General features: G+C 63.4%; 23 protein-coding genes. 16 read left to right on the top strand and 7 right to left on the bottom strand.

Translation table 11 applies throughout. From position 1 onward, the window contains the following. From iolC to ABZ728_RS04650, 3 genes are all read left to right on the top strand, one after another. On the top strand, nucleotides 1–2,064 hold the full coding sequence (gene iolC, locus ABZ728_RS04640; protein WP_366654669.1) for a 5-dehydro-2-deoxygluconokinase: 2,064 nt from the start codon (nucleotides 1–3) through the stop codon (nucleotides 2,062–2,064). 38 nt (nucleotides 2,065–2,102) lie between these two features. Further along, nucleotides 2,103–2,912: a 5-deoxy-glucuronate isomerase gene (gene iolB, locus ABZ728_RS04645; protein ID WP_366654671.1), complete on the top strand. Its 810-nt coding sequence runs from the start codon at nucleotides 2,103–2,105 to the stop codon at nucleotides 2,910–2,912. 127 nt (nucleotides 2,913–3,039) lie between these two features. Continuing rightward, nucleotides 3,040–3,252, top strand: a complete 213-nt coding sequence (locus tag ABZ728_RS04650; RefSeq protein WP_366654672.1) for a hypothetical protein — start codon at nucleotides 3,040–3,042, stop codon at nucleotides 3,250–3,252. Nucleotides 3,253–3,275: 23 nt separating this feature from the next. Here the strand turns inward: ABZ728_RS04650 and ABZ728_RS04655 are convergent, their stop codons facing one another. Next, nucleotides 3,276–4,820: a transporter substrate-binding domain-containing protein gene (locus tag ABZ728_RS04655; RefSeq protein WP_366654675.1), complete on the bottom strand. Its 1,545-nt coding sequence runs from the start codon at nucleotides 4,818–4,820 to the stop codon at nucleotides 3,276–3,278. A gap of 109 nt (nucleotides 4,821–4,929) precedes the next feature. Beyond that, the gene (locus ABZ728_RS04660; RefSeq protein WP_366654676.1) at nucleotides 4,930–6,246 is read right to left on the bottom strand and encodes an FGGY family carbohydrate kinase; all 1,317 of its coding nucleotides are present in this window, start codon (nucleotides 6,244–6,246) and stop codon (nucleotides 4,930–4,932) included. Nucleotides 6,247–6,482: 236 nt separating this feature from the next. Between ABZ728_RS04660 and ABZ728_RS04665 the strand changes: the two genes are divergently transcribed. Continuing rightward, a complete protein-coding gene (locus ABZ728_RS04665) occupies nucleotides 6,483–7,187 on the top strand; it encodes a class II aldolase/adducin family protein (RefSeq protein WP_366654678.1) in 705 nt (234 codons plus the stop codon). Between the two features lie 42 nt (nucleotides 7,188–7,229). Here the strand turns inward: ABZ728_RS04665 and ABZ728_RS04670 are convergent, their stop codons facing one another. The 3 genes from ABZ728_RS04670 to ABZ728_RS04680 form a co-directional block, all read right to left on the bottom strand. Beyond that, the gene (locus ABZ728_RS04670) at nucleotides 7,230–7,859 is read right to left on the bottom strand and encodes a dihydroxyacetone kinase subunit L (RefSeq protein ID WP_366654679.1); all 630 of its coding nucleotides are present in this window, start codon (nucleotides 7,857–7,859) and stop codon (nucleotides 7,230–7,232) included. Between the two features lie 5 nt (nucleotides 7,860–7,864). Next, nucleotides 7,865–8,863, bottom strand: coding sequence for a dihydroxyacetone kinase subunit DhaK (locus ABZ728_RS04675; protein ID WP_366654680.1), 999 nt, complete (start codon nucleotides 8,861–8,863; stop codon nucleotides 7,865–7,867). A gap of 274 nt (nucleotides 8,864–9,137) precedes the next feature. Continuing rightward, nucleotides 9,138–10,193 carry a sugar-binding domain-containing protein gene (locus ABZ728_RS04680; protein ID WP_366654682.1) on the bottom strand — a complete coding sequence of 352 codons (1,056 nt, stop codon included), beginning with the start codon at nucleotides 10,191–10,193 and terminating at the stop codon, nucleotides 9,138–9,140. A 169-nt stretch (nucleotides 10,194–10,362) separates the two neighbouring features. On the opposite strand from ABZ728_RS04680, the gene ABZ728_RS04685 reads away from it, so the two are divergent. The 4 genes from ABZ728_RS04685 to ABZ728_RS04700 are packed head-to-tail and all read left to right on the top strand — an operon-like array spanning nucleotide 10,363 to nucleotide 15,239. Then, nucleotides 10,363–11,895 (top strand): FGGY-family carbohydrate kinase, encoded by a 1,533-nt coding sequence (locus tag ABZ728_RS04685; protein ID WP_366654683.1) that lies wholly within the window; start codon nucleotides 10,363–10,365, stop codon nucleotides 11,893–11,895. Next, nucleotides 11,892–12,911 carry a thiamine pyrophosphate-dependent dehydrogenase E1 component subunit alpha gene (locus ABZ728_RS04690; protein WP_366654684.1) on the top strand — a complete coding sequence of 340 codons (1,020 nt, stop codon included), beginning with the start codon at nucleotides 11,892–11,894 and terminating at the stop codon, nucleotides 12,909–12,911. The genes ABZ728_RS04685 and ABZ728_RS04690 overlap by 4 nt, the downstream gene beginning before the upstream one ends. Then, a complete protein-coding gene (locus ABZ728_RS04695; protein ID WP_366654685.1) occupies nucleotides 12,904–13,944 on the top strand; it encodes an alpha-ketoacid dehydrogenase subunit beta in 1,041 nt (346 codons plus the stop codon). The genes ABZ728_RS04690 and ABZ728_RS04695 overlap by 8 nt, the downstream gene beginning before the upstream one ends. Continuing rightward, the gene (locus tag ABZ728_RS04700; protein ID WP_366654687.1) at nucleotides 13,941–15,239 is read left to right on the top strand and encodes an alpha/beta fold hydrolase; all 1,299 of its coding nucleotides are present in this window, start codon (nucleotides 13,941–13,943) and stop codon (nucleotides 15,237–15,239) included. The genes ABZ728_RS04695 and ABZ728_RS04700 overlap by 4 nt, the downstream gene beginning before the upstream one ends. A gap of 21 nt (nucleotides 15,240–15,260) precedes the next feature. Here the strand turns inward: ABZ728_RS04700 and ABZ728_RS04705 are convergent, their stop codons facing one another. After that, nucleotides 15,261–16,250 carry an Rpn family recombination-promoting nuclease/putative transposase gene (locus tag ABZ728_RS04705; RefSeq protein ID WP_366654689.1) on the bottom strand — a complete coding sequence of 330 codons (990 nt, stop codon included), beginning with the start codon at nucleotides 16,248–16,250 and terminating at the stop codon, nucleotides 15,261–15,263. Nucleotides 16,251–16,335: 85 nt separating this feature from the next. Then, nucleotides 16,336–17,073, bottom strand: coding sequence for a phosphoribosyltransferase (locus tag ABZ728_RS04710; RefSeq protein WP_366654691.1), 738 nt, complete (start codon nucleotides 17,071–17,073; stop codon nucleotides 16,336–16,338). Between the two features lie 132 nt (nucleotides 17,074–17,205). Here ABZ728_RS04710 and ABZ728_RS04715 point away from each other — a divergent pair, with 132 nt between their 5' ends. The 8 genes from ABZ728_RS04715 (at nucleotide 17,206) to ABZ728_RS04750 (ending at nucleotide 25,416) form a co-directional block, all read left to right on the top strand. Further along, on the top strand, nucleotides 17,206–18,399 hold the full coding sequence (locus ABZ728_RS04715) for an amidohydrolase (protein WP_366654693.1): 1,194 nt from the start codon (nucleotides 17,206–17,208) through the stop codon (nucleotides 18,397–18,399). Nucleotides 18,400–18,424: 25 nt separating this feature from the next. Continuing rightward, nucleotides 18,425–19,453: an ABC transporter substrate-binding protein gene (locus ABZ728_RS04720; RefSeq protein ID WP_366654694.1), complete on the top strand. Its 1,029-nt coding sequence runs from the start codon at nucleotides 18,425–18,427 to the stop codon at nucleotides 19,451–19,453. Between the two features lie 98 nt (nucleotides 19,454–19,551). After that, on the top strand, nucleotides 19,552–20,376 hold the full coding sequence (locus tag ABZ728_RS04725; RefSeq protein ID WP_366654695.1) for an ABC transporter permease: 825 nt from the start codon (nucleotides 19,552–19,554) through the stop codon (nucleotides 20,374–20,376). A gap of 16 nt (nucleotides 20,377–20,392) precedes the next feature. Next, nucleotides 20,393–21,187: an ABC transporter permease gene (locus tag ABZ728_RS04730; protein WP_366654696.1), complete on the top strand. Its 795-nt coding sequence runs from the start codon at nucleotides 20,393–20,395 to the stop codon at nucleotides 21,185–21,187. A gap of 25 nt (nucleotides 21,188–21,212) precedes the next feature. After that, nucleotides 21,213–22,286 (top strand): ABC transporter ATP-binding protein, encoded by a 1,074-nt coding sequence (locus tag ABZ728_RS04735; RefSeq protein ID WP_366654697.1) that lies wholly within the window; start codon nucleotides 21,213–21,215, stop codon nucleotides 22,284–22,286. Between the two features lie 27 nt (nucleotides 22,287–22,313). Beyond that, the gene (locus tag ABZ728_RS04740) at nucleotides 22,314–23,651 is read left to right on the top strand and encodes an amidohydrolase (RefSeq protein WP_366654699.1); all 1,338 of its coding nucleotides are present in this window, start codon (nucleotides 22,314–22,316) and stop codon (nucleotides 23,649–23,651) included. Nucleotides 23,652–23,710: 59 nt separating this feature from the next. Further along, nucleotides 23,711–24,790 (top strand): Ldh family oxidoreductase, encoded by a 1,080-nt coding sequence (locus ABZ728_RS04745; RefSeq protein ID WP_366654700.1) that lies wholly within the window; start codon nucleotides 23,711–23,713, stop codon nucleotides 24,788–24,790. Then, nucleotides 24,790–25,416: a hypothetical protein gene (locus ABZ728_RS04750; protein ID WP_366654701.1), complete on the top strand. Its 627-nt coding sequence runs from the start codon at nucleotides 24,790–24,792 to the stop codon at nucleotides 25,414–25,416. The genes ABZ728_RS04745 and ABZ728_RS04750 overlap by 1 nt, the downstream gene beginning before the upstream one ends. Nucleotides 25,417–25,631 lie beyond the last annotated feature (215 nt).

The following is a 25,631-nucleotide window of genomic DNA, read 5'->3' on the forward strand; positions in this document are numbered from 1 at the left end:
ATGGAATTTTTGTTTCATATCGCCATGCGGGAGGAACAGGCGCAGAACCGAACCGGCAGGACCGGACCGGGAGAGCGTCCCAACAAGACCCAGGCGGAGACCAGGATGACAGCGCCAGCACCCACGAAAGCGCACAAACCCGGCCCGAATGCGACGAGGCCGGGAGAAGACGCGCTCGACGTCGTCACCGTCGGCCGGTCATCGATCGACCTTTATGGCGATCAGGTCGGTGGCCGTCTGGAAGACATGGCAAGTTTCGCGAAATATATCGGCGGCTGTCCGGCGAACATCGCGATCGGCACGTCTCGGCTGGGGCTGAAATCGGCCGTCGTGACCGGCGTCGGTGACGAACATATGGGGCGCTTCATCCGCGAGGAACTCGCCCGCGAGGGTGTCGACATCAGCGGTGTGAAAACCGACCCCGATCGGCTGACGGCCCTGGTGATTCTGGGCATCCGTAATCAGCACAGTTTCCCGCTGATCTTCTTTCGCGAGAACTGCGCCGACGCCGCGTTGACACCGGACGACATCGACCCGGCGCTGATCGCCCGCGCCGGGGCGGTGGTCGTGACCGGCACCCATTTTTCCACGCCCGGCCTGGATGCCATGAGCCGGCGGGCAATGACGCTGGCCCGCGAGAACGAGGCGCGCGTCATTCTGGATATCGACTATCGCCCGGTGCTTTGGGGTGCCGCCGGTCACGGACAGGGCGAAAGCCGGTTCGTCGCCGATGAAGCGGTATCGGCGCATCTGCAGCGCATCGTGCCGGATTGCGATCTCGTCGTCGGGACCGAGGAGGAGATCCACATCGCGGGCGGATCGACCGACACGCTGACGGCCCTGAAAGCTGTCCGTGCGATATCGCCGGCTCTGATCGTCCTGAAACGCGGGCCAATGGGCTGCGTGGCCTTTCCCGACGCGATACCCGACGACATCGAACAGGGGATAAAGGGACCCGGCTTTCCGGTCGACGTCTATAACGTGCTGGGGGCCGGCGATGCCTTCATGAGCGGCTTTCTGCGCGGCTGGCTGCGCGGCGAGCCGATCGCGGAATGCTGCCGCCTTGCCAATGCCTGCGGTGCCTTTGCCGTATCCCGGCACGGCTGCGCCCCTGCCGTGCCCAGTTGGGACGAATTGCAGACATTTCTGACCCATGGCAGCAAGACTCGCCGCCTACGCGAGGACGAGGCCCTGAACCAGCTTCACTGGTCGACCACGCGCCATGGAGACTGGCCGGAGGTCTGCGCCCTCGCCATCGATCACCGCATGCAGTTCGAGGAGATGGCGGCCGAAGCCGGTGCGTCGCCGGACCGTATCGCCGAATTCAAGGCCCTGGCCGTTGCGGCCGCGCGCCGGGCGGCTGGCGACGATCCGGCGTTCGGTGTTCTTCTCGACCGCCGGCTGGGGCAGGACGCGCTGGACGACATCACCGGAACCGGCTGCTGGGTCGCGCGCCCCATCGAGACGCCGGGCAAGACACCGCTGGAGTTCGAAGGCGGACCGGATGTCGCAACGACGCTGCGGGAATGGCCGACGACACAGATCGTCAAATGCCTCGTCTTTTATCATCCCGACGACCCCGCCGACCTCCGGCAGACGCAGGAGGAACAGCTGGTCCAGCTTGCCCATGCCGCCCGGGCCACCCGCCACGAATTGCTGATGGAAGTCGTGGCGTCGAAATCCGCCAAGGGCGTCGACGCCAATACGGTGCCGGCGGTGATGGACCGTCTTTATGCACTCGGTATCTATCCGGATTGGTGGAAGCTTGAGACCCCGGCCGGCGGCGACGCGGGGTGGAAAGCGATCGAGACCGTCATCCGCGCGCACGACCCGTATTGCCGGGGCGTGCTCGTGCTTGGCCTCGACGCCCCGATCGACGATCTCGGCCGCCATTTGGCCGATGCCGCCGGACAGCCGATCTGCAAGGGCTTTGCCGTCGGGCGGACCGTGTTCCAATCCGCCGCCCGGGAATGGCTGGCCGGTACGATCGACGATCGCGAGGCGGCGCACCGGATCGGCGACGCCTATGCCCGGCTTCTCGGGGCGTGGCGCGGAACTCAATGACGGGTTCAAAGACGACGAATTGAAAAAGGAGAGTCTCAATGGCCGATCTGCTGGCCCGCCCTTCCCCGCCGGACGCCAATGGCAGAACGCTGTCGATTACGCCGGAGTCCGCCGGCTGGACCTATGTCGGCTTTGATCTGTACCGGCTCGAAGCGGGTCAGACACTGGAACGATCGACCGGCGAACAGGAAGTGCTTCTGGTCCTGATCGCGGGTTCGGCCGATATCACGGCGGCCGGTCAATCGTTTGAGAATCTGGGCGGACGCAAGGGACCCTTCGATGACGTATCGCCTGACAGCGTCTATGTACCGGCCGGATCGTCCTATACCGTAATGCCGCGCACGACACTGGAATTGGCGGTCTGCGCCGCCCCCGGCAAGCCCGGCACCCGCAAGCCGGTTCTGATTCCCGGGGCGTCGGTGCCGACGGAAACACGCGGCGAAAGCACCAATACCCGCCATGTGCGCAACATTCTGCCGGACAGTGTCGAGGGTATCGCCGACAGCCTGATCGTAGTCGAAGTGATCACGCCGTCGGGCTGCTGGTCGAGCTATCCGCCACACAAGCACGACACCGACGACGTTCCGAACGAATCATATCTCGAAGAAATCTACTATCATCGCCTGGACCCGTCCCAGGGTTTTGCCTTCCAGCGGGTCTATACCGACAGCGGCGATCTGGACGAAACCATGACCGTTCATGACGGCGACGTCACCATGGTTCCCAAGGGCTATCACCCCTGCGGCGCTCCGCACGGCTATGCGCTCTGCTATCTGAACGTTATGGCCGGCCCCAGGCGGGTCTGGAAGTTCACGACCCAGGCCCAGCATCAGTGGCTATTGAAATAGGCACTGTGGGTGCAGCATTCTTCGGCAATGTCGGCATGGAAGGGTCGCCACGGCATAGCCTTGCAGTCGGCGGCGTCCCGTGCCAAATGCTCGGATGCACAAGGCCCGCAGCGCAAAGGCGAAATCAATGGCAGACGATTCACGCGATGACACTACCGGCCAATCCGGTATTGGAATAGGCATAGCTCTCGGCGTGGCGGTGGGCGTCGGGTTGGGGCTGACCGTGCTGGGCAATGTCACAATTGGCATTGCCATTGGGATCGGTCTCGGTCTGGCCATCGGCGCGGCCTATGACCACAAACGGGCCAGCGGCAAAAAGCGCGGCAAGGACGGACGCTGACAGCCCTCACCGGCTGACCGCAGTCAGTACCGCGGGGGCTGCCAATCCCGATAGACGACGGCCAGTCGCGTCAGAAAAATGCCGGCCATCGTGGTCATCAGCGCCCAGAACAGAAGTGTCGGATCGGCGGCATGGCCGTAGGTGCCGAGAAACAGGCACAGAACCAGCGACCACAGAATCACGGTCTCACCATAGAAGCTGCCGCGCAGGATGGCATTCTCGCCGTCGCTGCGGATCATGTCGCGCACGATCGCCCCGCCTGTCGCGGTTATCACCGCCAACACCGGCCCCCACAACCATAGTGGGTCGCGGCCGAATTCCACAGCGATCGTGACCGCGACAACAGTATAGGCGGCAATTCCCGCCGCATCGAAGATGGCCATGACAAAAGCGGGACTGATCCTGCGGCGCATCCGCAGAAGCCAGTTGACGACATCGAACAACAGCAGCGAACGCCCGCGCATCGCATCGAGCAGCCGATTGAGCAATAACGCTATCCCCAACGTGGCCAGAACGATGAAAATATAAACCGGATAATCGAAGATATACGGCTCGCGCAGGATCACCAGATCGCGCAGCACGCCGCCGCCAAGCGCCGGCAGAGCTGCGAGGACGAACGCGCCGTAGAGCCCGTAACCGCCGGTACGCGCCAGAACCACCGCCGATATCGAAAACGCGATCATGCCAACGGTCAGGATCGCCCCGAACCATGGACCCGCGAGCGCCATGTCGATCATGATCGGCAAGACGAAGCGGTCATGGATCCGGTCGATCGCGCCGTCCTGCCGCAGATCGGCGAGCGCACGATCGAAGGCTATGACGGTCGGCTGACCGACCGAATTCTTCGAGAACAGGACGCCAGCCTCGGCACTGTAGACCGGCGCCGGATGCGCCGCGACGTCGCGCCAGCCAGCCTCTGAAACCGCGGCGTTGCCCACATGGCGATCGATGATGAAACCATCCACGACGCCAACGGAAAACATCGCCATGGCCTGCCTGAGATCCGTGGCGGGCCGAATGACGCCCTGATTCTGCACCCGCGCGCGAAATGCCTCGAACGCCGGACCGAGATCGTAATCCTCGATCACCGCGATCCGGTGACCGCTTCCCGCCAACCGGTCCAGGAGGCCTTCGGGCGCCGACACGCTCAGGTCGTCGATATCCTCCCGCCTCATGAACAAGGCTTCCTCGCTGGTCCGGATCGGGTCGGAGAACTGCCCGATCTCGTTGCGCCAGGGCGTTTCGAAGGCTGCCAATACGGCATCGACGCGTCCGTCGGTCAGGCCGTCAAGGGCACTCGACCAGGCCATTTGCCGGAATACGACAGTCATCCCCGCACGGTCGGCGGCTTCCCTCATGATCGTAACGTCGATGCCGCTCAATTCACGGCGATCATCGATGAACTGGTACGGTTCCTGAAGTGACCATGCCACATGAAGGACGCTGTCATCGGCGCTGGATACGCGCTCACGCCGTTCCTGGCCATGCGCCGCGGACGCCGCGGCAACAACAACGCTGGATAGCACCAGCAGAAAAAATACGATCAGAGAGACGCTTCGGTACCACATGATGACCGTATAGCACCGGTATCGGCCGGGGAGAAAATGCCGATTGCCACCGCAGCACCCTACCCGGCCAATCCCGCCCCGCCAGTCCGACCTCGCTAGCCATACACGATTAAATCAATCCGGCCAGGGACCGCCATCGGGCGGCATATGCGGCCAGTCCGGGCAAGTCCAAAGGCGCCACCGTCCGCAGGGCCGGCGGGTGCGGATAGCGGCCAAGATGGCGATCCCACAAAAGCGCGCTGCCCACAACAGTGCCGTCCCGCTCTTCGGAAACGCGCAACGTGGCGTTCGGGATCAGCGCCGCCAACAGGCCCGGGAAAAGCGGATCGGTGGCGAACGGGCCGTCAATGATCAGGGTCGGAGCCGCTGCCTCGTCCGCGCCGACGGCGGTCAGACTTTCGCAGGTCATCAGGGCGCAGTACAGACTGGCCAAACTGCGCCGCTCTGCCGGTTGCAGTCCATCGCCGCCGGTGATCCGCCCCGCACCGCCCGAACCCGGAACCGGCCCGCCGCTGTCGGTGAAGGACGGAAGTGCGACGATGCCGCGCCCGATCACATCGGCGGCAACCGAATGCCAGTCCGCGCTGTCCGTTTCCAGCGTCAGACCGTCGGGACCAGCGACCAGTTCGAACTCCCGTCCGATCATGAAGCGCGAGCACGCAATCGGATTGCCGTCGACATCCGTATTTGAAACCGTATCCCGGCGCGGATCGAGGCGATCCAACGGTTGTCCGGGGTTGAAGGTGATCAGCCATGTCCCGGTCGAGAGCAAGGTCCAGTCGCGATCCGGCAGGCAAAGATAGCGCAGGCAATTCGCGCTGCTGTCGTGGATGCCGCAAAGCACGGGAATCGGGACGGCGGCGCCGACACGGTGGGCGATTTCCTCGCGCAAGACTCCCACCACGTCCCAGGCCGGGCGAACCGGGGCCATCAGCCGATCCCAGCCGCGAGCATGTACCAACGAAGAGAGGCGCCTGTTCACTGGGTCCCAAAGATGGGTTTGCGCGGCCAGAGAACTGACATCCGCCGCATTAACGCCGGTCAGGCGCCAGCCCCAGTACTGCGGATAGGGCATTATGACGCTGGTCCGGGCGAAGGCGTCGGGAAACCGCGTCTGCTGCCAGTATAATTGGCGAGCGAGCGTCAGACCCGCCGGATTGGTGGGGGCATAGACCTCGTCGAAGGGCGGCGCGATCCTGGCATATTCGGCGGCGACGTCGTCGGGAATATCGGCTTCGTAGCCCATTACCGGCAGCGCCAGCCCGCCGGCGTCGTGATCATCGGCATCGGGCTCGGCCCGGTTTGCCACCAACGCGGCCGACGACCCGTGGGTGCACGGAATCACAGCGGCGATCCGGAACTGTGCCACCGCCTGCGCCAGAGCCTCGATGATCCATCGATAGACATTCCGAGTGTCTAAATGCAAGTAAGGTGACCCGGAAATGGGGGATTGTCGACGCCGCCACGTCCAGACGATTTCACCATATGATGAAACGGCCGCGGCTTTGAAGTTCGTTGAACCAATATCCAGAACTAATACGACATCCATTACCCATACTCCGGAGTTTTTATTATGATCGTTAATTTTAACATTGACAATTACATTGCATGGTGACTTACTGTACTAGAAAAAATATCTATCGTTTTCCGAGGAGACAGACAGTGGCCGCCCTTTCCAATTACGATCTGCGCATCGAGCTGATCGACACCTGCCGCCGGATGAATGCATCCGGAATCAACCAGGGAACGTCGGGCAACGTCTCCGTGCGCGTGCCCGAAGGTTTTCTGATCACCCCATCCGGCATTCCTTATGAAACCATGGCCCCGGAGCAGGTCGTGCTCATGGATCTCGACGGTGGCTATTTCGGCGATTTCCTGCCGTCGAGCGAATGGCGCATGCACATGGACATCCTTCGTCATCACGCCGATGCCGTCGCGGTCGTTCATACCCATTCCGTCTATGCCACGGCTTTGTCATGTCTTCGCATCGGCATTCCGGCCTTTCACTATATGATCGGCATCGCCGGCGGGCCCGATCTTCGGTGCAGCGATTACGCGACCTTCGGCACCCAGGCGCTGTCCGAAACCATGCTCACGGCCATGAAGGATCGCACGGCCTGCCTGCTCGCCAATCACGGCATGATCTGCTATGGCGACAGCCTGGCCAAGGCCCTCTGGCGGGCGGTAGAGGTCGAGACTTTGGCCAAGCAGTATTTCGTCGCCCGCCAACTCGGCGAGCCCGTCATCCTCTCCGACGCGGAAATGACCGGCGTTCTGGCCCGCTTCAAATCCTATGGAAAGCAGGCCAGTGAACTGAAGCCAGGCGATGCGCCGGCGGTCGAAATGCCGGTGCACCGCAGCGCCTGAGAAGCGCGCCGGGCGGCAACGGCGCCGCCCGGCCCAAAACCTCTACTGGGCCGGGTGCTTGCCGGCAAAAGCCAGCACCACCCGCTGCATCGCCAGCATGCCCGGATCGTCCAGACCGACACTGCGTTCGGCGAATATTCGGGCGCGGCCGATCTTGGCTTCCTTGCCGCGGAAGCGGTCCAGCGTCGTCTGCACGGCCTCGACCGCCGCCTCACCGATGGCGGCCGGATCGTCCTTGCCGGCAATCGCCGACGCAATGGCATCCAGCGCATCGAGCACCGTCTTGTCTCCCAGCGACGCCTTGCCTCGCTGCATCATGGCGTCACGGGCGCCGCCGACAAGGTCGCCCAATTCGGGCCACGGCACGTCCGTGCGCCCCTTGGTGGCTTTCGCCATGTTCATCAGCCCGGTCGCCAGCAAGGTCCCGTAGCTCGACCCGGATGTCTTGGTGAAAGCCTGAGCGCAGGCCATCAGGGCCATGCCGACGTCATCCGGCAGGTCGTCAGCCTTTTCCGACACCAGGCGCATGCCCCGCACCATTGTGACGCCCAGATCACCGTCGCCCAGTTGGCCGTCCGCGGCATTAAGCATCTCGGCATCGGCCTCCATGGCTATGGTCAGCCGGCCGATCCCCGTTTTGAGCGTGCCGCGCGCTATTGCCGTTGCAGTCATCGGCCTCACACCTTCCAGAATGCGCAGTCGCAAGGCGCCTTGAGCATCTCTTCCATCTCGCCATCGAGCTTGCACAACGTGAACGAGACGCCGGCCATCTCCATCGAGGTCGCATAACGCCCGACCAGCGGCACGGCGATGGTCGCGCCTTCGGCTTCCAGGCGCTTCTTTGCGATCCGATAGAGGATATAAAGCTCCTCCGCCGGGGTCGCGCCCAGCGAATTGACCAGGATCGACACCCGGTCACCGGAAGCAACCGGCATATCCGCCAGCAGCCGATCCATCAGTTCTTCAGCGATCTCGTCGGCCGTGCGCAGCTTGCCACGCCACACGCCGGGTTCGCCGTGTATGCCCATGCCCATTTCCATTTCGTCATCCGCGATCTGGAAGGTCGGCTTGCCGGCCTGGGGTACGGTGCAGGGCGTCAGCGCGGCACCAATCGATCGGCAGTTATCCGCCGTTTTCTGTGCGATCGCCGTCACGGCTTCCAGGTCGGCGCCGGTCTCGGCCTTGGCGCCGGCAATCTTGAAGGCATAGACCATGCCGGCAACGCCGCGCCGCTTTTCCTTTTCGGCCGGTGCGGCGGACGCCACGTCGTCGGTCAGCAACGCCGTCGTCGTCGGGATGTCCTCCATCTCCACCATATCGCCGGCCATATCGAAATTCATGACGTCGCCGCCATAGTTCCCATAAAGGCGAAGCACGCCGGCGCCGCCATTGGCCGCGCGAATGGCATCGGCCATCTGTTCCACAGACGGCGACGCAAAGACATCGCCAATGGCACAGGCATCGAGCAGGCCATGGCCGACATAGCCGGTGAAGACGGGCAGATGCCCGGAGCCGCCGCCGGAAACGATGCCGACCTTGCCATCCTTCGGCCCGGAGGCACGCGCCACGACACGATCGCCATCGCCGGTCAACCGGTAGGTTTCGGGATGGGCGGCGACCAGCCCTTCAAGCATCTGATCGACATAGGAATACGGGTCGTTGAGTATCTTCTTCATGATGGACGCAATCCTCCCGCGGATTCTGGCGTGACGAAATGCACGGCGACCGGAGACCGACTGCCGCGCGGGTACTGAATACTACATGCCCTCTGTTCTTACCAATATCTACTCTACCATTATATCCAACATCTTGAGATCACAATACGCAAAATCGGTTTGCTCAATGCCTCTCGCGGACGGAAAATACACCGGCCACCGGCAATTGACGCATCGTGTAAAACAATTCGATTCTCGATTGTCTTCCGGGACCGAACGGCCCGCCAGAATGCCCTCAATGGTTGGTATGGTCAGGCAGCGTGCTGGCGGACAGGACCGTCGCGGTGTCGCCGTCGATGATCATCGCATCGACCAGACCCGACAGCAAAAGCGCCCTGATCGCTGCGATCTTCTCGCCGCCGGCCGCCAGTAGAACCGTTGGCACACGACCGACCTCCGCCGCCGGCAGGGCAACCATCCGCCCGTCCAGCGGGTGATCGTGAACGAGACGCCCGTCGGAATCGAAAAAATGGCCTGCGGTGTCCGCGACCGCACCCGATCCGAGCAGCGCGTTCAGATCCGTTGCGGAGATCATGTCGAGTTGGCGGATGAGCGCCTGCTCATCGAGTTCTCCAACCGAAATGATATTGATGTCGGCTTCGCGGGCGACGCCAAGCGTCTCCTGAACGACGCTCTGCGCCATGAGAACCCGGCAATCCGACGGCGTGTCGGCGACGAACGGGACCGGAAGGAAGAACCCCTGCCCGCCCGTTCTGGCCGAAAGCCCCTGAACAACTTCGAACGCCGATGCGCCGCCGTGACGGCCGAACGAGCCCATAAGCGAAACGAACCGCGCCTCGGGCGCCCGGAGGCCGGCCAGATTTGCCGCCATTTCCATGCAGGTCCGTCCCCAGGCAACGCCAACCGTTAGCGAGGGCGTATGACGCAGCTTGGCCTCGAAAAATCGTGCGGCGGCCACACCGACGGCCCGCCGCGCTATCCGCCCCTGAACGGCGCGTTGATTCGGGTCGCTCAGATCGAGATCGTCCAGGCCGATCGGCGGCGTCGTCAGACAGAAGTCGAGTTTGAATGAATCGGTGATTGCCTGTTCGACAGCCGACAGCCGAGCGGCATCGTGATCGATCCTGATCGACACGCGGCCGTCACTGCGCGCTTCCTGAAGCAGACGATTGACCCGCGTCCGGGAAACCCCGAGCTTCGAGGCCACTTCCCCCTGACTCAGTTCGCCGACATGGTAGAGCCATGCGCACCGCGCGGCCAGCGCCTCGTCAGCCAGGCCGCTCAGTTCCTGCGTCAGCGCAATACCAGTAGATGCTCCCGCGAGGGTCATCAGCTTCATTTCCTCCCTTATGAAAAAAGTATTGCCATGATACAAATGTGCTGTCATCACAAAAGTCACATACAATGACATCTGTCGCAGTGCACAATAGAGTGTGCGGTGCGGTAGGGGTGGAGAAGAAGACGCCGGCACGGCGCGCAACGAACGCGGGAGGTAGCGGATGCCATACGTAGTCGGGGTCGACGGCGGCACGGAATCCTTGCGTGCCCATGTTTTCACGCTCGACGGAAGAAGCATTGGCACGGCCGCCGCGCCCTATGAAACGCGATTTCCGAAACCGGGCCGCGCCGAGCAGACGCCCGGCGACTGGTGGCGCGCCTTGGGCACAGCCGTCCGCGGCGCAGTTTCCGACGCGGGAATTGACGCTGGCGACGTCGCGGCGCTCGGCCTGGACACCACTTCCTGCACGGTCGTTGCCCTCGATGCTGACGGTCACGCGCTCCGCCCGGCTATCTTGTGGATGGATATGCGAGCGGCCCGCGAGGCAGAGGACGTGCTGGCGACCGGCGATCCGGCTCTGGCGCTGAACGGCGCGGGACAGGGGCCGGTATCGTCGGAATGGATGATCCCCAAGGCGCTGTGGCTGAAGCGCCACGATCCGGACGTATTCAACAGCGCGGCGACCATCTGCGAGTATCAGGACTATATGATCCGGCACCTGACCGGGCGGCGCGTCGCCAGTCTCGATAACGTCGCGATGCGGTGGCACTATCGCACCGGGCACGGCGGCTGGCCGACGACGCTGCTGCAGGCTCTTGATCTCGATGTTCTGGCCGATAAATGGCCGGAAGAGATCGTCGCGCCCGGTGCGCCGGTGGGCAAGCTGACCGCCGAAGCTGCCGATCACCTGGGATTGCCGCAATCCGTCGTGGTCGCACAGGGCGGCGCGGATGCCTTCATCGGCATGATCGGTCTGGGCGTCGCAAAGCCCGGACAGTTGGCCATGATCACCGGCTCGTCGCATCTGCAACTCGGCGTCACCGACCAACCGATGTCTGCCCCGGGTCTGTGGGGGAGTTATGCCGACGCCGTCTATCCCGGACGCCACATCATCGAAGGCGGCCAGACATCGACCGGCTCGATCATCGCCTGGTATCAGCGGTTGACCGGCGATCACGTGGATCTGGAGCGCCTGAACGCCGAGGCGGCGGCTCTGCCGCCGGGCGCCGAAGGTGTCATGGTGCTGGACCATTTCCAGGGCAACCGCACACCGCATACCGACCCATTGTCGCGTGGGGCCATCACAGGCCTGTCGCTGTCGCACGGCCCCGCCCACATTTTCCGCGCCATCATCGAAGGGATCTGCCTGGGCACACGGTCGATCCTGCAGACCATGGACCGCGCGGGTTTTACCGCAAGCGAGATCTTCGTTGCCGGTGGGGCCACACGCTCGCCGCTCTGGCTGCAGATTCACGCCGATACTGCACAAATTCCGGTCAAGGTGCCCGCCTTCGCCGAAGCCCCCGCACTGGGTTCCGCGATCCTGGCTGCCGTAGGCGCGGGCTTTTATCCGGATATCGATCAAGCGATCGACGCCATGGTGCGCATCGACCGGACCATCGAGCCGGACGCTTCCAAAGCAGCGGCCTATGCCGAACTGTTCGATCGCTACGAACAGCTTTACCCGCTGATGAAAACGTTGCGCGACGAGCCCGTCGCGTCTTCGACAAGCAAAGGTGACGCCGCATCATGAGTGAGACCAGCAACACGCCCTACCCCGACCTCTACCGAACCATGCGCCGGATCCGGTCGTTCGAGGAACGGGTGGGAGAACTGTTCGTCCGGGGAGAATCCGCCGGGTCGATGCTGCATCTTTCCATTGGCGAGGAAGGCGCCGCAGCCGGCGTTGGCCTTGCCATGCGTGACGGCGACAGTTTCACGACCCATCATCGCGGCCATGGCATTTTCCTTGCGCGCGGGGCTGATCCCAACCGCATGATGGCCGAAATCGCCGGCAAGGACTCCGGCTACTGTGCCGGCAAAGGCGGCTCGATGCATATCGCGGATATGACGCTGGGGCATCTCGGCGCGAACGCGATCGTCGGCGGCGGCATACCGACCGTGGTCGGCGCCGGCCTCAGCTACAAGATCCGCAAGACGGGCGCCGTATCGGTCGCCTTTTTCGGCGACGGCGCTATGCAGCAGGGTATCCTGTACGAGAGCATGAATATGGCCGCGCTCTGGGACCTGCCGGTCCTGTTCTGCTGCGTCAACAACCAGTACGGCATGGGAACGCGCATCGATCAGGCGACCCGCAGCACGGATTTCGCGGCCCGGGCCAAGGCATTCGGTCTCGAAGCCATGATGGTCGATGGCGACGATGTCGGTGACGTCCACCGTGCCGCCAGCGATCTGCTGGAACTGGCGCGTGGCGGAAAGCCCGGCTTTCTGTCGGTCTCTTGCTATCGGTTTTTCGGCCATGCCCGAATGGACAAGAGTCCTTATCGCTCGGCCGATGAAGAAGATACCGGCCGCAAGCGCGACCCCCTCGCCCGGACACGCCAAACGCTGATCGAGGCCGGAACTGACGAAGACACGCTCGACAGCCTCGACGGTGATATCGCCAAGGAGATGGACGCCGCCATCGATTTCGCCGTTGCCGCAGCACGTCCGGATGCCAACGCCCTTTTCCGGCACGTCTTTCACGCCGACAGTCCGGCGCCCGAACCTCAAGCCAACCGCCTGGACCGGATATTCGCCAATGAGTGAGAAATCGCAAAGCCCGGTAATCCGGACAGCCGCCGAGACGGAACCGTTCGAAACGACCTACCGCGAGGCATTGGGTATGGCGCTTGCCGACGCCATGGTCGAGGACGAAAAAGTCGTCGTCATGGGCGAGGAAGTCGGCCGCTATGGCGGGGCCTATGGGGTGACGCGTGGTCTGTACGAGCGGTTCGGCGCCGACCGCGTGATCGATACGCCAATATCGGAACCGGGCATCGTCGGCGCGGCGGTGGGCGCGGCGATGACGGGCCTGCGTCCCGTTGCCGAACTGATGTATGTCGACTTCATCGCGATGTCGATGGACCAGCTGGGCAATCAGGCCGCCAAGATCCGGTATATGTTCGGTGGCCAGACCGGCGTTCCCATGGTTCTGCGCACCCAGGGCGGCACCGGCCGGTCTGCCGGCGCCCAGCATTCCCAAAGTCTGGAAGCATGGATCATGCATACGCCGGGACTGCATCTGGCAATGCCGGCGACCGTCAATGACGCCTATCACCTGCTGCGCCACGCGATGAGCCTTCCCGATCCGGTCGTATTCATCGAGCACAAGGGCCTATATACAAGCAAGGGCATGCTCGACCGGACCGCCCCTGACGCGCCATGGGGCAAATCCGTCATTCGCCGGCCGGGTACCGATCTGTGGATCATAACCTACTCGCGCATGCTTCATTATGCCGAACAGGCCGCGAAGGACCTGGCCGACGAGGGCATTTCCGCCGGTGTCATTGACCTGCGCACGCTGCATCCGATCGATCTGGATACGGTCGAACAGGCGGTGTCGGCGACCGGTCGCGCCATGGTGGTCAGCGAGGGTGTGTCTGCCGCCGGGGTCGCATCGGAGCTCGCCGCAGCGATCCAGGAGCGGTGTTTCGATTTTCTGGAGGAACCCGTGCTCCGCGTTGCCGCCGAGAACGTGCCGATACCGGTATCTCCCGCATTGGAAGCTGCCTCCATCCCGTCGGTCCCCAGCATCGCCGACGCCGCACGTCGGCTGACACGTCATCGGAGCGCGGCATGAGCGAGCGGATTCTGACACTTCCCCGTCTCGGCGAAACCATGGAGACCGGGCGCATCGTCGAATGGCTGAAACAGCCAGGCGAGCATTTCCGCCGCGGTGAGACGATCGCCGAAATCGAGACCGACAAGACGGTGGTCGAACTGCCGGCTCTTACCAACGGCACCATTCTTGAGATCCTGGCCGAACCGGGCGCCGAAGTGACGGTCGACATGCCGCTGGCCAGGATCGAAGACGAAAATGCGGCCGACGCCACTACAGTACCCGGCACATCTGAAGATGTTACGGGTCCGGCCGGCCAATCAGCAACCCCCGAACCGTCAGACGTGGGATCAGTTCAACGACAACAGCACGAGATGCCGGAATCGGCCCGCAAGCGGGCAACGCCGGCTGCGCGCCGCATCGCGCGGCAAACTGGCGTGGACATCGAAACAATCGTCGGAACCGGTCCGCGCGGGCGTGTGGAAACGGCTGACATACGCCAGGAAAACGGCAACTCGGCCGGCACCGGTAACGCCGACCGGAGCCGCGAGCGAATAGAGGTATCCGGCGGCCATCTGGCGGTGCGCCGGTGGCCGGCAAAGGGCAAACGCCGTGCGACGGCGCTGCTGCTTCACGGATTTGCAGCCGATGGCTCTACATGGTTACCAATCGGGCCGCTCCTGGCCGATGCGGGAATTGAGGCCATTGCCTTCGATCTTCCATCTCACGGTACTTCTACAGTGGACCCGACCACGATCGAGGCATTGTCGGCGCTTGTGAGGCAAGCCGCCACAGCGCTTGCTCCGATGCCGGATATCATTGTCGCTCACAGCATGGGCGCACTCGTTGCCGCCGACCTGGCGGCATCGGGCGAGATCGCTGGTTTGCGGCGCCTGATGCTGATTTCACCGGCCGGCATGGGGCATACGGTCAACTACGAGATCCTGCAGGCGCTGGCATGGGCGGACACGGCTGACAGCATCGAACTGCTGCTTCGTGAAATCGGTGGTAATCTCCCGCCGCCGCCGCTTGCGGTCTGCCGTCAGATACTGGCCCAGAACCAAAGCCATCCCCATCTACCGGATCTCGCCGACGATCTCGCCGGCCTGGCCGGACAGCGTCACAGCCTGCCCAGACGCCTGGAGTCGCTGAGCATTCCTGTATTAGTGATCATGGGAACGGAGGATGTCATGTTTCCGTGGGTCCAGGTCGCATCGTTGCCGCCGACAACGGCGATTCACCTGATCGACGGCGGCAGTCACATCCCGCACTGGGAGGTCCCGGAAACCATCGTCAAACTTATCACCACAGAATAGCCGGACTCTGGCTTTCGCTTCTCAGTGGGAGGAAACCCCGTCGAGGACATCTGCAATGGTCGGTGCGGTGGCGGCCCGTCGAAGCAGAGGGCGGAGGTCGTCGGCCGACATTGCATTGATCCGTTCACGGAACGACTGATCGACGAGTCCAAATCGTGCTTCGAGAATGTCCAGAAGATCATCCCTGCGCGCTGACCGCAGGCCCTCAGCTTTACCCTCGGCCATTCCCTCGGCCTTGCCCTGTTTCAGCCATTCCTGCGCTGCCAGTGATACCATGCTGTCCTCCATGCCCGGTTTGGCTTCGGCTGCGAACTGCTTCCAGTGGTCGGCATCGATCCATTGCTGACGATCCAGAATATAACGCACAATCTGCTGCGCCAGAAGGGTGCCGTCACTCAGACGGGCCATGACGCGGATGATCGCTTCGGGCGGCGCGTTGCTGTGACTGACATATTTCAGCGCCAGCCACACCGCTGCCACCTCCGGTGAGGCCGAAAGCCGGTCGTCTTCTCGGCGCCCCAGATCGTGAACTTCATAGCGCAACGCCCGCACATAGTCGGCGATGGCGCTGTTGCCCCCCGTATCCACGCAGTCGAGCAGCGTGTCCGCCACGGTCCAGCGACGCCGGCCGTGATAGACGACGATCGGGAGGATCGGCGGCAGGGCGCGCAGCCGGTCGCGCCTGCTCCCGGCGAAGCGGTCCCAGATCCGCACCATATAGCTCAGCAGCTGCAATGGTGTGCGGGCGTCCAGGCTGCTTTTGTGCTCCATCAGCACATAGACGAAGGCCGTCCCGCCGCTGGTCAGCTTTACCTCGAACAAGCGGTCGCTCTGGCTGTCGGCCAGCGTCTCGTCGATGAAGCTGCCGTCGATGAGCCGCGGCGGCTCAGGCGTGATCAATGATGCGATTGCGGGCGGCAGAAATTCCCGCACGACAACCGCCGCCCGGCCGGGATCGTCCAGCAGCGCCCGGAACAGGCTGTCATGAGGGTTGCTCGCGGGTGCCGCCATCGTCTCCGCCGATCATTGAATCATCGACACGATAGCATGCAGCGCCACACGTCTTTAAAGAACAAATGTCTCGCTATTCCCGTTTTCAGGCGGGACGCCATCTCGGTGGATCGTACGCACTCTGTACCAGAATCGGCGTCTGAAACACGCCGTGGACATGCCGGCTGAAGCCAGGGGCAGCGTTCTCGACAGCAGCCCGCCAGCGGTCAGTCTGAAGCATGGCGACCGCCGCGCAGACCGGTTCGATGCCGGCCAGTCGCAAAACCGACATTGCCGCTGTCAGCGATCGGCCCGTCGAGACGGCATCATCGACAAGCGCAACCCGCGCGCCTTCGAGCAGAGGCACCATGCGCGGGTCCAGCCAAAGCGTCTTGCCCGGACCCGGACTGGTGATCGACGACATCGGTACCGACAGTTCCTCCCGATACCAGAACTTGCGGCTGGTCCCCAGGGCAACATAGCGGCCATGGCCGAGCGCGCGAGCGACACCGCGGCCGGCGATCAGGCCGAGAGTCGGGACGGCGACTACAATATCCGGCTCGTAACGCCGCACCAGGTCTGCTGCCGCCGATACGAGCGACTCCTCCACCAGAAATCCGGCCTGGGTCAGGATCAGAGATGCAACCGCCTGCGCTGGCCCCTCGTCATGCTCCGATCGCGGCAAAGGGCGGATCGGGAGCGCGATCTGCCGGCCGTCGGGTAAGCTGCCGGGAAACATCCGGCCATAGCATCCGTTCGCGTCCGGTACGATGCTGCCGGGTGGATACAGTGTCTGCCAGTAATCGTGGGGTGCGAATGACGCTTCGGATATTCGTACGGTCATAATCCGCCCTCGGCCACAATCCTGCATTGGCATGCTGATCTTCGACAGGCTGCATGCATACGGATCGACTTGCACCATCAGGCCGAATAGGGCAAGGACGAACCATTCGTAATCTTAGCCGGATTGGTGCCCATGCCTGTGAAACCGCAAATCACGCCCTGGCTGGACGACTTGACGCTTCTGAGGCGGGATTTGCATGCTCACCCTGAGCTGGGCTTCGAGGAAACCCGCACGTCCGAAATCGTGGCACGCTCGCTGACGGATTGGGGAATCGAGGTGACCCGCGGCATTGGCGGCACAGGCGTTGTCGGGACACTGGCCAACGGACCATCCAATGCATCTGGAATCGGTCTCAGGGCCGACATGGATGCGCTGGCGATGCCCGAACTGGAAACGGAGCGAGCCTATCGGTCGACCATACCGGGGAAGATGCACGCCTGCGGCCATGATGGCCACACCGTCATGCTGCTCGCGGCCGCGCGCTATCTGGCCGAAACCCGGCGCTTTTCAGGAACCGTGCATTTCATCTTCCAGCCGGCTGAAGAAGGCCGCGGCGGGGCGCAGGCGATGGTCGATGACGGTTTGCTCGACCGCTTTCCCATGCGGGCGGTCTATGGGCTGCACAACATGCCGGGGCTCGATACCGATCAGATTGCCGTCGTCACGGGTCCGCAACTCGCGTCGTCGGATACGTGGCGCGTCGTTTTGCGGGGCGAAGGAACCCATGGCGCCAAGCCGCATCTGGGACGCGATCCCGTTACCGCAGCCGGACATTTCCTGACCATGCTGCATACTATTGTCGCGCGGCGGGTCGACCCCCTGCAGCCGGCCGTAGTCAGTGCATGCTCTGTCGAAGCGGGCGATCCCAACGCCGCGAACGTCATTCCCGGCACCGTCACAATACAGGGGACGGCGCGGGCCTACAGCGCCACAGTGCGCGACATGCTGGAACACGAGATCGGGCAATTGGCCCTCGGCATCGCCGCTACAACGGGAATGACCGCCGACTATACCTTTATTCGGCGTATTGCCCCTGTCATCAACGACGCCGGGGTGACGTCCCGGGCCATTCGCGCGGCGGCGGCCGTGGTCGGCGAGGCTGGGGTCGTACGGGAATTCCCGCCGTCGACGGCGGGCGACGATTTCTCCGTCTTCTCCAGCGCGATACCGGGCAGCTATGTGTGGCTGGGCAACGGTCCGGCGCGCGAAGGCGCCCTGCACCACAATGGCCGATACGATTTCAACGACACCGCCATCGCCACGGGGGCGAGCTATTGGGCCGAACTCGTCGAACAGGAACTGAACGGACCGCTTTCGACGGCATGAACCGGAAAAACAGGAGGTACTCGAAATGATCGCAATTTCACGTTCGGCACTCGTCGCCGGCATCGGCGCCGCCCTGGCCGCCGGCCCGGCGCTGGCGCAGGACCAACTGGTGATCTCGACCTGGGGCTTCAACGGCGACATTCTCGAAGAAGAACTCTACGCGCCGTTCGAGGAAGAACACGACGTCGAAATCGTCCTGGAGACCGGCAACAACGCCGACCGTCTCAATCGCGTCCGCGTGCGGGAAGGCGTGGACCTGATTTATCTGGCCGATGCCTTTGCCCAGCAGGCGATCGATGCCGGGCTGTTCGCCGAGATCGACCGCAGCCTGATCCCGAATATCGATAACATCTACGAAGTCGGACGGGCGCCGCACGACGAAGAATACGGCCCCGCCTATACGATCGGGCGCTATGGCATCATCTATGACAGCGAGGCGCTGGACGAGCCGGTGACGAGCTGGAGCGGCATGTGGCGCGACGATCTCGAAGGCGAGGTTTCGATCCCCAATCCGGTCACCACCGCCGGCCAGTTGATCATCCTGGCCGCTGCCGAACGCGCCGGCGTCGATGCCTTCGAAAACCCGGACGCTGCGTTCGAGAGCCTGGCGGAACTGGAGCCGAACGTTCTGACGGCTTACAGCCGCGGGTCGGAAATGGTCAATCTGTTCTCCCAGGGCGAAATCAGCGTCGCGGCGGCTCAGGACTTTACCCTGTCATCGGTCGTCGACGCCGTACCGGGGGCGGTCTGGGCCGATCTGGAAGAAGGCTCCTATGCCAATCTCAACACGATCAACATCCTCGAAGGCAGCGACAACAAGGAACTGGCGCACGCTTTCATCAACTTCCATCTGGACCAGGACGTTCAGAAGGCGCTGGCCGTTCGTGGCGTCGACGCTCCGATCAACACCAATGTTGAACTGACCGAGGAAGAAGCCGCCCCCTGGACCTATGGTCAGGATGTCGTCGATGCCCTGCGCATTCCCGACTATGAACGGCTGAATGAGGTAGCCGACGACTGGGTCGATCGTTGGGAAGACATTTTCGCCAGTTGATGCCGGCCCAGCCGAACCTTCTTTCCTGACGTTGCGGCGGTGCCGGATACTTCCGGCACCGCCCGTCCAACGGCCCACGACAACCCGCGACAAGGCCCATGATGGCACGAGCCCTGCCCTGGATCCTGGTCACCCCCGGATTGGCGGCCATTGCGATTTTCCTGTTGCTGCCGCTCGGCGCGACTGTCGCGACGACGTTCGACCTGTCCGACCCGTTCGGCAGCTACGCCGCATTCTTCGCCGACGACTTCGCCCGGGGCGTGCTGATCCGAACGATGAGGATTGCGCTGATCGTCACTGTGATCGCGATCGTGCTGGGGCTTCCAGCCGCGGCCTATATCGCCCGCTGCCGGGCATCGTGGCGCAGCGTTCTGATCGTATGCGCCGTCTTTCCATTGCTGACCGGAACGGTCGTGCGCTCCTTTGCCTGGATCGCGATCCTGGGCCGCAACGGCATCGTCAACGAGGCCCTCGTCGGAATAGGGCTGATCAGCGAGCCGCTGACGCTTCTTTATACCGAGTTCGCCATCATCAGCGGTCTTGTCTATCTGTTCACGCCGCTCATGATCCTGTCGCTGGTGGGGGTGCTGGAAAACATCGACCGCGATCTCATGGCGGCGTCGCGGTCGCTCGGCGCAACGCCCGTCGCGACCTTTTTTCAGGTGACGCTGCCGCTCGCCGTTCCCGGCCTCATCGTCGGCTCGGTGCTGGTGTTCACCGGCAGCTTCACCGCCTACACCACGCCGCTGCTTCTGGGCGGACAGCGTAATACCGTGCTGGCCACATTCCTCTATCGCGAGGCAATGGTGAATTTCGACTGGGCCGCGGCCGGTACGATCGCCGTCATCATGATGGTGGCGACAGTGGCGATCGTTCTGGCCATGGGCCGGCTGGCGCGCCGGCTCAACCCCGAAGCCGGCTAAGGGAAAGACAGCGACCATGCACGCCGACCAGAAATCGAACCCCTTGCTTGCCGCTGCCGCCCTGGCCGTATTCGTATTCCTTCAGGCTCCACTGCTGATCATCGCGGCGGCGGCTTTTTCGGATACGACCTTTCTGGCGTTTCCGCCACGCGGATTCACCTGGGACTGGTTCGCCAATATTTTCGAGGTTTCAGCATTTCGCCGCACATTCTGGCTGTCGCTCCAACTGGCGTTTCTGGCGACGACGATCTCTTTGATGCTCGGCATTCCGGCCGCCTATGCCATGCGCAAATACGGCGTCAGGCTGCCGGGTTTCCTGTCGACGGTCTTCGTCCTGCCGATCCTGGTGCCGGAAATCGTCTTCGGCTTTTCGATGCTGCAATGGCTTGCGGCGGATCTGCGGTGGCCAGTGTTTCCCACGCTGCTGATCGCCCACAGCCTGATCATCCTTCCGTACTCGGTGCGGGTGGTCAGCGCCAGCCTCGCCACGTTCGACTTCGCGGCTCAGGAGGCCGCCGTTTCTTTGGGCTGCCCGCCGGCGCGGGCATTCTTCGCCGTCGTTCTGCCGAATATCAGGGCTGGGATTCTTGCCGCCTTTATCCTGGCGTTCATCACGTCGCTGAACAATGTGCCGGTGTCGCTGTTCCTGATCGGTCCCGGCGTCAGCACACTGCCGATCCAGATGCTGACCTATGTGGAAAACTTCTTCGACCCGACAGTTGCGGCACTGTCCGTGTTGCTGATGCTGTTCACCGTGGTCGTGATGATCGTCGTGGAGCGGACCCTCGGCATTGGTTACTTCGTGCGCTAATCGTTAAAGCGGAAAATCAGATTTCATGACCAAATCCCTGAGCCTGAACGATATTTCCGTCCACTACGGCAAGACGCAGGTGCTGTTCGACCTCGATCTCGATATCGGCCGGGGTCAGCTGGTCTCGCTGTTGGGCGCCAGCGGATGCGGAAAGACGACGACACTGCGGCTGGTCGCCGGTTTCCTGTCGGCAACCGAGGGCCGCGTATTGCTCGACGGTCAGGACATCAACCGCGTACCGGCACACAAACGCGATATCGGACTGGTGTTTCAGAGCTACGCCCTTTTCCCGCATTTGACGGTGGCCGATAATGTCGGCTTTGGCCTGAAGCAGCGGGGCATCGGTGGCGCGGAACGCGCGCGCCAGGTGGCTGACATACTGGAGCGTGTCGGCCTTGGCCAATTCGCCGACCGCTATCCGGCCGCCCTGTCCGGCGGGCAGAAACAGCGGGTGGCGCTGGCCCGCGCGCTGGTGATCAAGCCCTCGCTGCTACTGTTCGACGAGCCGCTCAGCAACCTGGATGCCAAACTGCGCGTGGACATGCGTGTCGAAATTCGCGCTCTTCAGCGGTCCCATGACATCACGTCGCTTTACGTCACCCACGACCAGGAAGAGGCGTTCTCGATCTCCGACCGGGTCGCGATCATGGATCAGGGCCGGGTCAGCCAGTTCGACACGCCGGAGACCCTGTACCGCCGGCCGGCCAACGCCTTCGTCGCCCGATTCGTCGGCTTCGAGACGCTGATACCGATGGAGGTCATCGATCGCGAAGGCTCGGTCGCGACCGTCCGGGCGGAATCGGACACGCTCCGCATGGACCAGGCAGCATTCGGCACCATTCCCGACCGTTTCACCCTCGGCGCCCGGGCCGAAGGGCTGACCGCCATCCCGGAAGACGAAGCCTCCGACGAGACCCACGGTCTCCGGGCCCGGCTGGCCGTGCGCACCTATCTCGGCCGATCGTATCAGTACAAGGCCGATACCTCGATCGGCACCGTCCAGGCCACTGGGGCGATGACGCGCCCTCTGGAGGAAGGGCAATCGGCGCGACTGACGCTGGTGCCCGAGCAATGCTGCCTGCTTCCGGCAACGGATTGACCCCGGCCGACCGTACAGGAAACCGACATGCCCGCATCGAAAGCCAGCATCCTCTTCGAGAACGCCACCGTGCTGCCGTGCACAGGCACCGATGCCGTGGTCTCGCCCGGGTTCGTCGCCGTCGGGGGCGAGACGATTCTCGCGGTCGGCGCTGGCGACCCATCGCAGGAATTGCGGGCCGAGGCGGCAGAGATCATCGACTGCGGCGGCGATATCGTCATGCCCGGCATGGTCAATACCCACGGCCATCTGCCGATGAGCCTGTTTCGCGGGTTGGGCGACGACGAACCCGATCGTCTGCGCCGATACATATTTCCCCTGGAAGCGAAACTCGTTTCCCCGGAAATGGTGCGCGTCGGAACGCGGCTGGCGGCGGCGGAACTGATCGCCGGCGGCGTGACCTGCGCGGCGGATATGTACTATTTCGAACCGGACATCGCCGACGCCCTCGCCCCCACTGGTCTGCGCGCGGTACTCGGCGAGACGATCGTCGATTTCAAGGCGCCGGACGGACAGGGACCCGACGCCGGATTCAAGCTGACGGAAGACCTGATCGCGGCGACGGTGGGCAACCCGCTGCTGACGGCGACCATCGCACCACACGCGCCTTACACGACCGGCGAGAACATTCTCCGGCGGTGTGCCGCCTTTGCCGAAAATCACGATATCGGTGTTCAGAGCCATCTTTCCGAGATGCCCTATGAAACGACCTGGGTGAGCGAGAAATACGGCACCACACCAACCGGCCTTTACGATCGCTGCGGATTGCTGAATGAACGGCTGATCGCCGCACACTGCCTGACGGTCTCCGAGTCCGACATCGCGTTGCTGGGCGAAAGATCGGTCGGTGTCGCGATCAATTCCGGGGCCAATGCCAAGGCCGGCAAGGGCATCGCCCCGGCCCTCGACCTGATTACCGCCGGCGCGCGGGTCGGTCTGGGATCCGACGGCCCGATGAGCGGCAATACCATCGACCTGTTCGCCCAGATGGATATGATAGCCAAGATGCAGAAGATGCGCGCTAACGACCGAACGGTTATGCCGGCCTGGCAGGCGGTGACCCTGGCGACGAGCGGCGGCGCTGACGCCCTTGGCCTCGGCGACCGCATTGGCCGCCTGGCGCCGGGCTATCAGGCTGACATCATCCGGATCGATACACGCGCGCCGCGCTTTCACCCCCGCCACGATCCCTATGCGGCCCTGGTCTATGCCGCGCGGCCGGGCGATGTGCGCGACAGCATGGTCGCCGGGCGCTGGCTGATGCGCGACCGCGATTTGCTGACCCTCGACCTCGCCGGGGTGACCGACGACGCGACGCGACTGGCCAACCTGATGCGCGCAGCGATCGACCTTCCCGCCATCTGACCCCGATGGTGTATCAACCACCAACCAATCGACGCATTCAAACCAGTGGGCCGCCATTCATGACATCATCCGAAACCGAATCCGCGCCGCTGTGGCGGCTCGCTACCGTTCGCCGCCTCGCCCTGGACCTGCTCATCGGCACGGGCATGGCATCGGACAAGGCCGACGCCGTCGTCGACATTCTGATGGATGGCGATCTCATGGATCACACCACCCACGGTCTGCGGCTGCTACCGCGCTATCTGGCGGAAATCAGATCGGGCAGAATGTCGAAAGATGGCGCGCCGACGGTCATAGCACAGCGCCCTGCGGCCCTTACGTGGGACGGCCACTACCTGCCGGGCCCATGGCTCACGCTGCAGGCCATCGACCACGCGATCGACATGGCGTCCACCTACGGCACCGGCACGGTGGTCATGCGACGTTCGCACCATATCGCCGGACTGGTCACCTATCTCAATCGCGCGGTCGAACGCGGCTTTGCGATCGAAATCATGTCGGCCAGCCCCCACAACAGAACGGTGTCGGCGCATGGCGGGATCGAGGGGGTCATGTCGCCCAACCCGCTGGCCTTCGGCTATCCGACCGACGACGGCCCGGTGCTGATCGATGTCAGCATGTCGACCACCGCCAACAACACCACGATCCAGTACCACAGTGAGGGGCGCAAGCTGCCCCATGCCTGGGTCAAGGATGCCGCGGGCAACCCGACCGACGATCCGGCCGTGCTGTTCACCGACACGCCCGGCACGCTGATGCCGATGGGCGGCCCGGATCACGGCCACAAGGGCTTCGGCATGGGGCTGATGGTCGAGGCGATGACCTGCGGGCTGTCCGGCCACGGCCGCGCCGACGGTGTCGAGCAATGGGGGGCATCGGTGTTCGTCCAGATCCTCGACCCCGACGCCTTCGGCGGACGCGATGCCCTGGTGCGCGAAACCGGATTCCTGGCCCGCGCCTGCCGGGCCTCTGCCGTCCGGCCGGGAGATCCCCCGGTGCGTCTGCCCGGCCAACGCGCCGTCGCCAAACGCACCGAACGCCTGAAAACCGGCTTCCCTCTGGCGACGGCAACCGTTGATGCGTTAATGAAGGAGGCGGAAACCGCTTGCCCCGATACCCCGAGACCAGAGGCTCATTAATGCCGAAGCTCAGCACAACGACGACCCCGACAGCGACACTCGCAGGATTGATGCTGGCGGCGGCGGGCTCCTTCGCCGCCGCCGATAATCAGACCGGGGCCACAAGCGCCTATTCCACGCTGAACTGGGACGAAAACTGCACCGTGACGGGCGAGCCGACCGCGGACGCGCCGGAAGAGAACTGGATTCAGTTGCGCTGCGATGGCTATGGCGGGTTGCCGGTCCATGTGGCCGACGATAACGGGCGGATGTCACTCAGCTATGGCCACCAGTCAGAGAAAACCCGGCACTGGAACAGCTTTGCCGGCTTCAACGAAGTGCACGACACCATTGAATGGCGGCTGCATGATACCGGCGGCGAACTCCGCCCATTTGCCACCATTCATCGCTGGTTGGTCGGCAGCGCGGGCACTGAAAGCGAGCGGCGCGCCGTGCTGGTCGTCTCCACCGTCGCCAATAGGGCCGCGGGCAAAAGCTGTGATGTCGGCTATGTCGACGCGACCCTGACGCCGGACGCCAATACGCTCGCCCGCGAGATCGCCGATACGCTCGCGCCGAATTTCGCCTGCGGCCGCGATCGCGCGCAATGGCACGGCAACAGCGACGCCGGGACACCGGAAAGGTAAGCCGGCCTATCCCGGTGCGCGAAAATGAGCGATGGCGGGTTCAAGACGGGCGTCGTTGCGAATTGCGCGCATCAGCCCCGCGACCGTTTCTTGTTGCGCTGCCGTAGAGCATGTGCGAGAAGTTCGTCCGCGTTATCCGCGTGTAGAGGACGATCCGATCGTCGGCGGTGACGACACAAGAGGCAACTTTCCATGTTGATCGTTGCCTGACCTTG

Origin of the sequence: Fodinicurvata sp. EGI_FJ10296, assembly GCF_040712075.1 — a bacterium.
Lineage (GTDB): Bacteria > Pseudomonadota > Alphaproteobacteria > DSM-16000 > Inquilinaceae > JBFCVL01.